The sequence below is a fragment of the Streptomyces sp. NBC_00057 genome, from assembly GCF_045041165.1.
In the GTDB taxonomy this organism is placed as follows: domain Bacteria; phylum Actinomycetota; class Actinomycetes; order Streptomycetales; family Streptomycetaceae; genus Streptomyces.
The window spans coordinates 1,062,869-1,075,856 of record NZ_CP108256.1 but is presented as its reverse complement, the minus strand read 5'-3'; the positions used below and the strand labels follow the sequence as shown (position 1 = coordinate 1,075,856).

Here is a 12,988-nt window from a genome sequence, read left to right as displayed (position 1 = left end):
TGAACATGGCCGGATCGCCGTGGCGACTTGTTGGAGACATCGATGGAGCGTCCCGCCTGGGCACCGCAAGGCATAGACATTTCGGTGCCGAGCGTGTCCCGCATGTACGACTTCTATCTGGGCGGATCGCACAATTTCGAGGTGGACCGGGAAGCGGCTCGCAAGGCCATGGAGTTCATGCCGGGACTCCCCAAGATCATGCAGGCGAATCGCGCCTTCATGCGCAGAGCCGTGCGATATGCGGTGAGCGAGGGCATCACCCAGTTTCTGGACATCGGTTCCGGAATACCGACTTTCGGGAATGTGCACGAAGTCGCCCTGGCGGCCGACCCCGAGGCCCGGGTGGCTTATGTCGACCACGACCCTGTTGCGGTCGCGCACAGCCGGGCCGTACTCGAAGGAAACGACCGGGCGGTGATCGCCGCCGCGGATCTGCGGCGCCCGCAGGAGATCGTGAAGAGCCCGGAGATCTCCGAACTGCTCGACCTGGACCGACCGGTGGCTCTGCTGCTCGTCGCCGTACTCCACTTCATCGAGGACTCCGACGACCCGCACACCGCGGTCGCCGAACTGCGCGAGGGACTCGCCCCCGGCAGCCTCATCGTCATCACCCACGCCTCGTACGAGGGGATCCCGCTCACCCAGGAGGAGGCGGGCGGCGCGGTCGGCGTCTACAACAACATCCGCAACCCCCTGGTCATGCGGTCGCGCGAAGAGATCGCCCGCTTCTTCGAGGGACACGAGATGGTCGAGCCCGGACTCGTGTCGATGCCGAACTGGCGCCCCGACACCCCCCATGCGGTGGAGCACGAGGACCCATTTGCCTTCTCGGGCTTCGCAGGGGTGGGACGCAAGGCGTGAGCATTCCCGCCCAATCATCCGGAACGCCCGACACGGAGCCCGACGGGCCCGAGGACCGGCTCCGGAGATTCGCCACGATCTGGAGCCGGGCCATCTTTCCGTCGACGGCCACCTCCATGACGCGCACGGAGTTCGAACAGCATCTGCTGCCGCTGGCCCGCGTGCTCAGCGACATCCTGCACGCGCGGCCCTTCGACGCGGCGCCCGCGAGCGAGGTGGGCGTCGCCCTCGTGGCCGCGCACTGCACGGACCCGGACGCACTCAGCAGCACGCTCGGTGTCATCGACTCGTACCTGGTGCTCTACTGCGGAAGCAACGGCGCGACGGCGATGTCGACCGAGGACAGCAGAGCCCGCTGCGCCCGGATACAGCATGCCCTCGCCGGCGGCTTCACCCAGGCGCTGCGCGAGCGGACCCTCGCCGAACAGGAGGCCATCGCCCGCTCGGCGCTCACCGCTCGCACGGATGCCGAGCAGGCTCTGCACGCCACCGAGGCACGCTTCCGCGCCGTCTTCAAGGACGCGGCCATCGGCATCGGGATCGCCGACCTGGACGGCAATGTGCTGGAGGTCAACGACACGCTCACCCGGATGTTCGGCGGGCTCGAACACCATGTGCGCAGCTACAAGGTCAACGAGTGGGTCCACCCCGAGGACTCGCCCCAGGTGTGGAAGTACTACAACGAGCTGGTACGTGGCGAACGCGAGCACTACCGGGTCGAAAAGCCGTACTACCGCAACGACGGCACCGTGCTGTGGACCAATCTGACGGTGTCACTGCTGCGCGACTCCGAGGGCAGGCCGGAGTATCAGCTGGCGCTGATGGAGGACACCACGGAGCGCCGGCTGCTCAACCTGCGGCTGCGGTACGAGGCCACGCATGACGCGCTCACCGGCCTGCCCAACCGGACGCTGTTCTTCGAACGGCTGGAGAAGGCGCTCTCCGCCGACGACGGCAGCCGCTTCGGCCTGTGCTACCTGGACCTCGACGGCTTCAAGGCGATCAATGACAGCCTCGGCCACGCGTCGGGGGACCGGCTGCTGGTCGAGGTGGCCGACCGGCTGCAGAGCTGTGCGACCGCGCCCGGCGAGATGGTGGCTCGGCTCGGCGGCGACGAGTTCGTGGCCCTGACCACCGGCCCCGACACCCGGACAGAGGTCGACGAGCTGGCCTGCCGCATCCTCGGCGTGCTTGGAACCCCGATCCGGCTGGAGGGCCGTGAGCTGACCGTACGAGGGTCCATCGGGGTCGTCGAAGGGCCGGCCGGCGAACGCAGCGCCGCCGAGGTACTGCGCAGCGCCGACATCACGATGTACCGGGCCAAGTCGGCGGGCGGCAACCGCTTCGAGCTCGCCGACGCCGAGGCGGATGCCCGTGCCATCACCCGGCACGGGCTGACCACCGCGCTGCCCGCCGCCCTGGAGCGCGGTGAGTTCTTCATCGAGTACCAGCCCCTCGTACACCTCGGCGACGGCACGGTGCACGGTGCGGAGGCACTGGTGCGCTGGTGCCACCCGCAGCACGGGGTGCTGGGTCCCGACCGGTTCATCCCGCTCGCCGAGCACACCGGGCTGATCGTGCCGCTCGGCCGCTGGGTGCTGGAGGAGTCCGTGCGGCAGGCCCACTTCTGGCAGGAGCGGCACACCGACGGCGGTCCGCTGCGGATAAATGTCAACCTCTCGCCGACCCAGTTGCACCATCCACGGCTGGTCGCCGAGACGGTCGACGTGCTGGAGCGGTCGGGGCTCGAACCCGGGGCCCTGTGCCTGGAGGTCACCGAGTCCGCGCTCATCGGAGCGGACGACGATCTGCTGAAGCCGCTGCGGCAACTGGCGGAAATGGGCGTCGACATAGCACTCGACGACTTCGGCACCGGGTACTCGAACCTGGCGAACCTGCGCAGGCTTCCGGTGAGCGTCCTCAAGCTGGACCGTTCCTTCACGCAGGGCATGCAGCAGCATCCGGCGGATCCGGTCGATCTGAAGATCGTCGAGGGAATTGTCTCGCTGGCGCACAGCCTGGACCTCGCGGTCACGGTGGAGGGCGTGGAGACCGGGGCCCAGGCGGAGCAGCTGCGGGAGCTGGGGTGCGACACGGCCCAGGGGTGGTACTACGCCCGCCCCGGTGCGCCCGACCGGATCCACTCACTGTTGCTGGCCGACGCGGTGTGAGGGGGCGGGGAGTGAAGGCGCCGAGGCCGTCCGGTCGACGTCTCGTCCTCAGACCGACCGGCAATTGGGGCCCGTCCGGCGATTGAGAACGAAGCGCGGCCGTAGGTCGCGTAACCGGCGGCCCGGGGTCGACTCAGGCCCGTCCGGCTGCGAGTACGACCTTCTGCAGCTCGCGCGCCGCGCGCGGTGGTGCCACATCGCTGCGGTGCGCGAGCGCGATCGTGCGCCGCAGGCCCGGGCCGGCCAGCGGTGTGGTCCGCAGGTCGTGGCCGGTCCGGACGGCGACCATGCTGGGTACCACAGCGATCCCGAGTCCCGCCCGGACGAAGCCGAGCACCGCGTCCATCTCCCCGCCCTCCACCGTGAACGACGGCTCGAAGCCCTCCGCCCGGCAGGCGGCGACCGTCAGTTCGCGCAGGTCGTAGCCGTGCCGAAACATCACAAGGGATTCCTCCTGCAGGTCGGCGATCCGAACGCTCCCGCCCCGGCCGGGCCGCGGCGCCTGTGCCGACGACACCACGACCAGATCCTCCTGGAGCAGCTCGACCGTGGTGAGCGCGGGGGACGCCGCGGGCAGCGGCAGCACGATCAGGGCCAGATCGAGCGCTCCGCGCGCCAGCTCCCGTACGAGGTCGAGCGAGCCGCCCTCCTCCAGCAGCAGCTGGATTCCCGGATGCCGGTCGTGGAAGGCGCGCAGTACGTCGGGGAGCAGGCCCGTGCAGAGGCTGGGCGTGGCGCCGAGCCGGACCCGGCCCCGGCGCAGCTGAGCCAGCTCCTGCACCTCGTGGCGTGCGGTGTCGGCGTCCGCGAGGATGCGCCGGGCGAGTGGCAGCAGGGCCTCGCCCGCGTCGGTGAGGGTGATGTTGCCGCGGGCCCGGCTGAACAGCTCCGCCCCCAGCTCGTTCTCCAGCGCTCTGATCTGCTGGGAGAGCGAGGGCTGTGAAACATGCACCTCCTCAGCGGCGCGGGTGAAGTGACGGGCCTCGGCCACGGCCACGAAGTACGTCAGCTGCTGGAATTGCATACACTCAGCATAACGGGCACGATAGTCCGAGCCTATGAAGATGAGCCGCTCCATGTCTTGGACTGATGGGGCCTTTCGGCCCTAGCGTCGTGTCCATGGCATTGGCAACACGGACGGACCGACGGCCGTCCATGACGCGTACGCTCTGGGACTCGTCCGTCGGCAAGAAGGCGATCATGGCCGTGAGTGGCCTGATCATGCTCCTCTACTTGGTTGTCCATATGATCGGCAACCTGAAGATCTTCTTCGGATCCGACGAGTTCAACCATTACGCGCACTGGCTGCGGACCATGGGCGAGCCCTTCCTGCACTACGAGTGGGCCCTGTGGATCGTCCGCGTCGTGCTCGTCGTCGCCGTGGTGCTGCACGCCACCTCCGCGTACCAGCTGAGCCGCCGCGACATCAAGGCACGGCCCAGCAAGTACGTCCACAAGAAGCCCCGGACGAGCTACGCCACCCGCACCATGCGCTGGGGCGGGATCATCCTCGCCCTGTTCATCGTCTGGCACATCCTCGACCTGACGACGGGCACCGTGCACTCCGGCGGATTCCAGTCCGGGCACCCGTACCAGAACGTCATCGACACCTTCTCCACCTGGTACGGCAACACCATCTACATCGTCGCCATGCTCGCCCTCGGACTGCACGTCCGGCACGGCTTCTGGAGCGCCGCCCAGACCCTCGGCGCGGGTAACGCGACCCGTGACCGTGCCCTCAAGACCATCGCCAACGTCCTCGCACTGGTGCTGACGGTGGGCTTCATCTCCGTACCCGTCGCCGTAATGACCGGAGTCGTGAGCTGACATGACCGACTACTCGCACTACGAGACGGGCGCGCCCGTCGTCGACACCAAGGCCCCCGAAGGCCCCGTCGCCGAACGCTGGGACACCCGCCGTTTCCAGGCGAAGCTGGTCAACCCGGCCAACCGCCGCAAGCACACCGTCATCGTCGTCGGCACCGGCCTCGCCGGCGGCTCGGCCGGGGCGACGCTGGCCGAACAGGGCTACCACGTCGTCCAGTTCTGCTTCCAGGACTCGCCCCGCCGCGCCCACTCCGTCGCCGCCCAGGGCGGCATCAACGCCGCGAAGAACTACCGCAACGACGGCGACTCGATCCACCGGCTCTTCTACGACACCGTCAAGGGCGGCGACTTCCGCGCCCGCGAGTCCAATGTCCACCGGCTCGCACAGATCTCCGTGGAGATCATCGACCAGTGTGTCGCCCAGGGCGTCCCCTTCGCCCGCGAGTACGGCGGCCTCCTCGACAACCGCTCCTTCGGCGGCGTCCAGGTCTCCCGCACCTTCTACGCCCGCGGCCAGACCGGGCAGCAGCTCCTTCTCGGCGCCTACCAGGCACTGTCCCGGCAGATCGCCGCCGGCAACGTCGAACTGCACGCCCGCACCGAGATGCTCGACCTGATCATCGTCGACGGCAAGGCCCGCGGCATTGTCGCCCGCGACCTGGTCACCGGGAAGATCGACACCTACTTCGCCGACGCGGTCGTGCTGGCCAGCGGCGGCTACGGCAACGTCTTCTACCTGTCGACGAACGCCATGAACTCCAACGCGACCGCCATCTGGCGCGCCCACCGCCGCGGCGCGTACTTCGCCAACCCCTGCTTCACCCAGATCCACCCCACCTGCATCCCGCGCACCGGCGACCACCAGTCCAAGCTGACGCTGATGAGCGAGTCGCTGCGCAACGACGGCCGGATCTGGGTGCCGAAGGCCAAGGGCGACAACCGCCCCGCGAACGAGATCCCCGAGGACGAGCGCGACTACTACCTGGAGCGCATCTACCCGGCCTTCGGCAACCTCGTGCCGCGTGACATCGCCTCGCGCGCCGCGAAGAACGTCTGCGACGAGGGCCGCGGCGTCGGCCCCGGCGGACAGGGTGTCTACCTGGACTTCGCCGAAGCCATCCAGCGGATGGGCAGGGCCAAGGTCGAGGAGAAGTACGGCAACCTCTTCGACATGTACGCGCGGATCACCGCGGAGAACCCGTACGAGACCCCGATGCGGATCTACCCGGCCGTGCACTACACGATGGGCGGACTCTGGGTCGACTACGACCTCCAGACCACCATCCCCGGCCTCTTCGCGATCGGTGAGGCCAACTTCTCCGACCACGGCGCCAACCGGCTCGGCGCCTCGGCGCTGATGCAGGGCCTCGCCGACGGCTACTTCGTCCTGCCGTCGACCATCAACGACTACCTGGCCCGCAACCCGCACCACGACGAGGTCGACGCCTCACACCCGGCCGTCGAAGAGGCCGTCGCGGACACCGAGGACCGGCTGAACCTGCTGCTCTCCGTCGACGGCGACCGCACCCCCGACTCCTTCCACCGCGAGATCGGTGAACTCATGTGGGAGTACTGCGGGATGGCCCGCACCGAGGAGGGGCTACGCAAGGCGCTCCACCGGATCCCGCAGATCCGCGACGAGTTCTGGCGCCGCATCAAAGTGCCCGGCATCGGTGAGGAGTTCAACCAGTCGCTGGAGAAGGCCAACCGCGTCGTCGACTATCTGGAGCTCGCCGAGCTCATGTGCCTCGACGCCCTGCACCGCGCCGAGTCCTGCGGCGGCCACTTCCGCGAGGAGTCACAGACCCCGGACGGCGAAGCCGCCCGCCGGGACGAGGAGTTCTCGTACGCCGCCGCCTGGGAGTTCACGGCCACCGGCGACGCCCCCGTCCTGCACAAGGAAGACCTCGTCTTCGAGTACGTCCACCCCACTCAGCGGAGCTACGCATGAAGCTCACCCTGCGCGTCTGGCGCCAGAAGAACGCCGACGCCCCCGGCGCCATGTCCACCTACGAAGTGGAAGGCATCTCGCAGGACATGTCGTTCCTGGAAATGCTCGACACCCTCAATGAGGAACTCATCCTCGCCGGCGACGACCCCGTCGCCTTCGACCACGACTGCCGCGAAGGCATCTGCGGCGCCTGCAGCCTTGTCATCAACGGCGATGCCCACGGCCCCGAGCGCACCACCACCTGCCAGCTCCACATGCGGTCCTTTCAGGACGGCGACACGATCGACATCGAACCGTGGCGCGCCTCCGCCTTCCCGGTCGTCAAGGACCTGGTGGTGGACCGCTCGGCCTTCGACCGGATCATCCAGGCGGGCGGCTACATCTCCGCCCCGACCGGCACCGCCCCCGAGGCACACGCCACACCGGTGCCCAAGCCGGACGCCGACTTCGCCTTCGAGCACGCCGAGTGCATCGGCTGCGGCGCCTGCGTCGCGGCCTGCCCCAACGGCTCGGCGATGCTCTTCACGTCGGCGAAGATCAACCACCTCAATGTCCTGCCGCAGGGCGCCCCGGAGCGCGAGACCCGGGTGCTCGACATGGTCGGACAGATGGACAGCGAGGGCTTCGGCGGCTGCACACTCACCGGGGAGTGCGCCACGGCCTGCCCGAAGGGCATTCCGCTGCCGTCGATCTCGGCCATGAACAAGGAGTGGCTGCGGGCGACCCGGAGGGTGCACCGCTGAGATCATGGCAGGGTTCCTGGCCCCGGAGACCGCCCACCTCAGGGGCCAGGAAGTCTAAGACCGACCGACCGATAGACGGTCACCATGCTCAGGCGAGACGGAGGGACGCCCTGAGGTACGCCGCCGTACGGCTGCCCTCCGCACGCGCGACCTCGGCGGGTGGTCCCGCTGCCACGATCCGGCCGCCCCGGTCGCCGCCGCCGGGACCGAGGTCGATCACCCGGTCGGCGCCCGCCACCACCGCCATGTCGTGCTCCACGACCACAACCGTGTTGCCCGCGTCGACCAGACCGTGCAACTGCCGCATCAGCACCTCTACATCGGCAGGGTGCAGCCCGGTCGTCGGCTCGTCGAGCAGATACATGGTGTGGCCCCGGCGGGTGCGCTGGAGCTCGGCGGCGAGCTTGATCCGCTGGGCCTCACCGCCCGACAGCTCCGTGGCGGGCTGACCGAGCCGCAGATAGCCGAGCCCGACGTCGAGCAGTGTCCGCAGACTGCGCTCGGCAGCGGGCGTACCGGCGAAGAAGCCGGCCGCCGACTCCACCGTCAGGTCCAGCACCTGCGCGATGTCGAGACCGCGCAGGGTGACCTCCAGGGTCTGAGGGTTGTACCGGGCACCGTGACAGTCGGGGCAGGGCGCGTACGTACTGGGCAGGAAGAGCAGTTCGACGGAGATGAACCCCTCGCCCTGGCAGGTCTCGCACCGCCCGCCCGCCACGTTGAACGAGAACCGTCCGGCCTTGTAGCCGCGCCCGCGCGCCGTGTCCGTCTCGGTGAACAGCTTGCGTACGACATCGAAGAGCCCGGTGTACGTGGCCAGATTGGACCGAGGGGTACGGCCGATCGGCCTCTGGTCGACCTGCACCAGACGGTCCACCGCCTCCAGTCCCTCCGCCGACGCGCACCCGGGCGTGGGACGCTCGGTGGGGAGGTCGGCGGTGGCGGAGGCCTGCCGGTCGGCGAGGACACCGGCCAGCACCTGACCGACCAGGGTCGACTTCCCCGACCCCGAGACACCGGTGACGGCCGTGAACACCCCGAGCGGAAACTCCGCGTCCACCCCCCGCACGTTGTGGCGGTCGACCCCGTTCAGCTTCAGCCACCCCGACGGCGTACGCACCTCCCGCACCGGAGCGGGCCCGTCGTCGAAGAGGAAACGCCGGGTCGCCGACTCCGCCACCTCCGCAAGTCCGGCCGGGGGACCGCTGTGCAGCACCCGGCCCCCGTGCTCACCGGCCAGCGGCCCCACATCGACCAGCCAATCCGCCCGGCGCACCACATCCATCTGATGCTCCACGACGAAGACCGAGTTCCCGGCCTCCTTCAGCCGGCCGAGCACCCCCAGCAGCGACTCGGTGTCCGCCGGGTGCAGACCGGCCGACGGCTCGTCCAGCACATAGACGACACCGAACAGACCGGAGCGCAACTGGGTGGCGAGCCGCAGCCGTTGCAGCTCGCCGGAGGACAGTGTCGGAGCCGTACGGTCGAGGCTGAGATAGCCGAGTCCGAGCTCGGTGACCGTCTCGATCCGGGCGAGCAGATCCGCCGTCAGCACCCGCGCCGTGTCACCACCGCCCGCCGCGCGCAGCACCTCGGCGAGCGAGGTGAGCGGAAGCGCGGCGAGTTCGGCGATCGACCGGCCGGCGAAGGTGACGGCCATCGCCTCCGGACGCAGCCGGCTGCCGCCGCAGACCGGGCAGGGGGCGCTGGTGAGGAAGCGCTCGGCCTTCGCCCGCAGAGTGCGGCTCTTGGAGTCCGCGAAGGTGTGCATCACATACCGACGGGCACTCATGTACGTACCCTGGTAAGGGCGTTGGATGCGCCCCGCATCCCGCACCGGATGGACCGTCACCACCGGCTGCTCATCGGTGAACAGGATCCACTCCCGGTCCCCGGCGTCGAGCTCGCGCCACGGTCGGTCGATGTCGTAGCCCAGCGCGTCCAGCACATCGCGTAGGTTCTTGCCCTGCCAGGCCCCCGGCCAGGCGGCGATCGCACCGTCCCGGATCGGCAGCGAGGGGTCGGGTACGAGCAGTTCCTCGGTGGTGCGGTGGATACGGCCGAGACCGTGGCACTCAGGACACGCCCCGGCGGCGGTGTTCGGTGAGAAGGAGTCGGAGTCCAGCCGTTCGGCACCAGCCGGGTAGTCCCCGGCGCGCGAGAACAGCATGCGCAGGGAGTTCGAGAGTGTGGTGACCGTCCCGACGGACGATCGGGCACCGGGCGCCGAGCGGCGCTGCTCCAGCGAGACGGCGGGCGGCAGCCCGGTGACCTCGCCGACCGCGGGCGCACCGACCTGGTGGATCAGCCGGCGGGCGTACGGGGCGACGGACTCGAAGTAGCGGCGCTGCGCCTCGGCGTAGATCGTCCCGAACGCGAGGGAGGACTTTCCGGAGCCCGAGACGCCGGTGAACACGGTGAGTGTGTCGCGCGGGATGTCGACCGAGACGTCCTGGAGATTGTGCTCACGGGCGCCGCGCACCCGGACGTACGGATCGTGGGGGGTGGACATGTGCGCGGGGACTCCGTACGGATCGGGGCAGGGCCGGCGGCCTGGGGACAAACAATCCGATTCTAGGCGTCAGGAGTGGCTCAGGCGTGGCGGGGCCCGTAGGTACGGGACCGGTCGGCGCAGGGCTGCCGGACCATCTCCCGGGCCCCGGACGACCGGAGGCCGGCCCTGCCGGACCGGCCTCGGATCAGGCTGGGACAGGTCCTAGCGCGACGGACGCAGGGCGCGCTTTATGGGCCTTCCCACGACGCTGCGGGCCCGCTGGTACGTGGAGCGCTGGACGGACACCGCGGTGCTCTTCGCGAGCTTCCGCGTGAGCTGGGTGTTCTGGTCGGTGAGGTCCGTCAGCTGGGACTGGAGCCAGTTGAGTCGCGCTCCCATCGTGGAGGCGTCGGCTCCGACCCAGGGGCGGATACCCGGAGGGAAGGCCAGAGTGCTCATCCGTGCCTCGAAGGCCGCACCGCCGTCGCCGTGGGTGAAGGTGTTCTCCAGGCCGTTCTTGTCGAGGAAGTTCATGAACCGGTCGAACCGCTCCTGGTGGCCGCGCATCAGCGGCCCGAAGTCCGCCTCGGCGCAGAGGTCGGCGGGGTCGAGGTCGAAGGGGACCTTGGCGAGCATCCGGTGCGGGATGTCGAAGTAGCGGCACAGCTCCAGTGTCCGGGAGTCGCCGCAGAGCACGGTGGCGGGCGTTCCGGCCAGCAGCGCCGCGATGTTGCCGTGGATCCGGGAGCCGAAGGAGAAGTCGAAACCCCGCAGGTCGTCCATCCAGGTGACCGGGTCGATGTAGACCCGGACCTTGTCCTCCCCGTACATGGGGTGGTCGGGGTGGGTGGGGATGTCGGTCAGCGAGGCGTTCTGATGGGACAGGTCGCGCCAGTGCAGCTGACGTGCTTCGGAGATGTTCTGGCCGATGAACCGGAGGTGGGGGTAGCGCGCGTGGGTGCGGTTGATGATCCGCCCGAGCTTGTGCTTCCGCACGGCGTCGTGAGATCCGTTGACGGCGATCCGCGACTCGGACCCGAGCGCCCGGCCGCTTTTGCGGATGTCGAGCCTGGTGCCGTTGAGGAACATCGAGGGACAGCCGATGACGTCCACGTCACGGAAACCCATGTCCCGCAGATACCGCTCGGTGAACTCCCCGCGCACGCCGATGGAGGCGCTGTGGTCGAGCACGGCCGAGACGAACGCGTGGACCGTCGGCTGCATGGGCTTCAGCCGGTCCGCGGAGTAGTTGACTCCGGTCTGGGCACCCACACCCGGGACCACGACCGGAATCTTCAGTTTCGAGATCAGCTGGGTCAGGCGTTCCAGCTGGCGCTCGAAGGACGGCCGGAAGGCGTTGGCGAGCGGGATGACGAAGACGTCGTACTCGCTGTTGATCCGGTCGGCATCGGCGACCCTGGTGGCGATGCCGTTCGACACCACCTTTGAACGTGGCGTCTCCAGGATCTTGTGAGCGGCGTCGCTGAAGATCAGGTTGCCTGAGTTGGTGGCGAACACGTCCTCATGGAGAGCTCGCTCGACAGGGACGACGTCGTAGGGGCTCTTCCCTGAACGCAGGAGTATTCGCTTCACATGGTTAACGTTGGATGCCACAAACCTGAATATAGCTTTACAAACGCTTTTGATTCCATGCGCATCCTGTACAACTTGCGATCTGCGTGGAACGTAGGGGCATGATCACACATCCGCGCGCGCGTGGGTGCGGGGGGTTGTGCAACGGACGCCTCGGGGCGGTTCTCGTGAGGTCCTCGCGACGCACTCTTGAGTGCCGGACGGCCCCGCCCGTACGCTGCGTCCTGCGCACGGGCGCGCCTACCGGGGAGGTGGAAGCGTCGTCATGGCCGACTCACTGTCCGAGGACGACATCCTCGAAGCGATCGCCCGGCACACCGGCCGGCCCGGACAGGGGCCGCAGCTGCGGCGGACCGGCGCCGACATCGCTCAACTCCCGATGCTCGACCTGCGAATCGTCCGGTGCGTGGAGACCCGTACCACGCGGCCGGAGGTCAGGCCCGGCACCCACGAAACGTCGGGGCGGCCCACGTACGAAGGCGATCTGCGCGACCATCCGGTCGAGCCGCCGAAGGACCCGGCGGTTTCGCGGACGGTGGAGTTCGTGCTTCGCGGCTCGGTGAGAACGGTGCCCTGCGGCTGCGACGAGGGACGGCAGCCGTGCTCGCGGTGCCGGGCCAAGGGAAAGCTGCGCTGTGACACCGGCCCGATGTGCTCCGCCTGCAAGGGTGTCGAGCCGTGCACCTGGTGCGACGGCACGGGTGAACGCCGTAAGGACCGCACGACGGCCGAGTCGGCGCGGGAGAAGTCCGCTGCCGGGCGGGCCACCTGTGTGAAGTGCCGCAAACCCCGCACCGCTTGTCCGGAATGTCGCGGATGGGGTACCAAGAAGTGTCCGCAGTGCGACGACACGGGCTTCAGGGTCTGCCCGGTCTGTTCGGGCGAGAGGTCGACGGAGCACACCCCGTGCAACGGTACGGGCCTGGTCACCCTGTGGACCGGGGGCTCGGTCGCACACGCACCCGAGCGCACCGCGTTGAAACTGCCGGAGCCGGCACCGCCGCTGCGCGTCCGGCAGCAGACCGGACGCGTCGGTGCGTGGGAACGCGTCACTCTGACCTCGGCCGACGACCCGCTCCCCGACGGTCTGGATCCGGCCCACATCGAGGCCGTCGAATCGGCCCTCGCGCCGCTCCAGGGTGAAGTGGCCCGACGCGTCGACATCGTCCGACTGCAGTTGGCCACGGTCGCGATCCCCGACGATCCCGACCACGTCTTCTATGTCTTCCCCGGACGTGATGGTCCCGAGGTCCTCCCGATCTGGTCGCGGCGCCGGTCCCTGCGGGTCGCCGCAGCGGTGGCCGGGGTGGTCGTGCTGGTGCTCCTGGTGGTTGCGCTCGTCTGATTT

9 protein-coding genes are annotated in these 12,988 nt (G+C 69.0%); 6 read left to right on the top strand and 3 right to left on the bottom strand.

The features are described 5' to 3' along the window. Positions 1 to 42 precede the first annotated feature (42 nt). Positions 43 to 861, top strand: a complete 819-nt coding sequence (locus OG953_RS05405) for an SAM-dependent methyltransferase (protein ID WP_405682785.1) — start codon at positions 43 to 45, stop codon at positions 859 to 861. Next, complete coding sequence (locus tag OG953_RS05400; protein ID WP_405682784.1) at positions 858 to 3,032, top strand: putative bifunctional diguanylate cyclase/phosphodiesterase; 2,175 nt, start codon at positions 858 to 860, stop codon at positions 3,030 to 3,032. The genes OG953_RS05405 and OG953_RS05400 overlap by 4 nt, the downstream gene beginning before the upstream one ends. Positions 3,033 to 3,165: 133 nt before the next feature. On the opposite strand, the gene OG953_RS05395 is transcribed toward OG953_RS05400, so the two are convergent. Further along, positions 3,166 to 4,056 carry a LysR family transcriptional regulator gene (locus OG953_RS05395; RefSeq protein WP_405682783.1) on the bottom strand — a complete coding sequence of 297 codons (891 nt, stop codon included), beginning with the start codon at positions 4,054 to 4,056 and terminating at the stop codon, positions 3,166 to 3,168. A gap of 131 nt (positions 4,057 to 4,187) precedes the next feature. On the opposite strand from OG953_RS05395, the gene OG953_RS05390 reads away from it, so the two are divergent. From OG953_RS05390 to OG953_RS05380, 3 genes are read left to right on the top strand one after another with little or no spacing between them, the layout of a single operon-like run. Next, on the top strand, positions 4,188 to 4,859 hold the full coding sequence (locus tag OG953_RS05390) for a succinate dehydrogenase (protein WP_405691653.1): 672 nt from the start codon (positions 4,188 to 4,190) through the stop codon (positions 4,857 to 4,859). A 1-nt stretch (position 4,860) separates the two neighbouring features. Further along, positions 4,861 to 6,810, top strand: coding sequence for a fumarate reductase/succinate dehydrogenase flavoprotein subunit (locus OG953_RS05385; protein WP_405682781.1), 1,950 nt, complete (start codon positions 4,861 to 4,863; stop codon positions 6,808 to 6,810). Then, positions 6,807 to 7,553 carry a succinate dehydrogenase/fumarate reductase iron-sulfur subunit gene (locus OG953_RS05380; protein ID WP_405682779.1) on the top strand — a complete coding sequence of 249 codons (747 nt, stop codon included), beginning with the start codon at positions 6,807 to 6,809 and terminating at the stop codon, positions 7,551 to 7,553. The genes OG953_RS05385 and OG953_RS05380 overlap by 4 nt, the downstream gene beginning before the upstream one ends. 88 nt (positions 7,554 to 7,641) lie before the next feature. Here OG953_RS05380 and OG953_RS05375 read toward each other — a convergent pair whose 3' ends face one another. Next, a complete protein-coding gene (locus OG953_RS05375) occupies positions 7,642 to 10,065 on the bottom strand; it encodes an ABC transporter (protein WP_405682778.1) in 2,424 nt (807 codons plus the stop codon). Positions 10,066 to 10,269: 204 nt separating this feature from the next. Beyond that, entirely contained in the window at positions 10,270 to 11,661 is a 1,392-nt protein-coding gene (locus tag OG953_RS05370; RefSeq protein ID WP_405682777.1) for a polysaccharide pyruvyl transferase family protein, read from the bottom strand. Between the two features lie 244 nt (positions 11,662 to 11,905). Between OG953_RS05370 and OG953_RS05365 the strand changes: the two genes are divergently transcribed. Next, positions 11,906 to 12,985, top strand: coding sequence for a hypothetical protein (locus OG953_RS05365; protein ID WP_405682776.1), 1,080 nt, complete (start codon positions 11,906 to 11,908; stop codon positions 12,983 to 12,985). Positions 12,986 to 12,988 lie beyond the last annotated feature (3 nt).

Excerpts from the sequence above, each read along its gene's own strand:
- OG953_RS05405 (WP_405682785.1), top strand. The coding sequence starts at position 43 with ATGGAGCGTCCCGCCTGGGCACCGCAAGGCATAGACATTTCGGTGCCG.
- OG953_RS05395 (WP_405682783.1), bottom strand. The coding sequence starts at position 4,056 with ATGCAATTCCAGCAGCTGACGTACTTCGTGGCCGTGGCCGAGGCCCGT.
- OG953_RS05390 (WP_405691653.1), top strand. The coding sequence starts at position 4,188 with ATGACGCGTACGCTCTGGGACTCGTCCGTCGGCAAGAAGGCGATCATG.
- OG953_RS05385 (WP_405682781.1), top strand. The coding sequence starts at position 4,861 with ATGACCGACTACTCGCACTACGAGACGGGCGCGCCCGTCGTCGACACC.
- OG953_RS05380 (WP_405682779.1), top strand. The coding sequence starts at position 6,807 with ATGAAGCTCACCCTGCGCGTCTGGCGCCAGAAGAACGCCGACGCCCCC.
- OG953_RS05375 (WP_405682778.1), bottom strand. The coding sequence starts at position 10,065 with ATGTCCACCCCCCACGATCCGTACGTCCGGGTGCGCGGCGCCCGTGAG.
- OG953_RS05365 (WP_405682776.1), top strand. The coding sequence starts at position 11,906 with ATGGCCGACTCACTGTCCGAGGACGACATCCTCGAAGCGATCGCCCGG.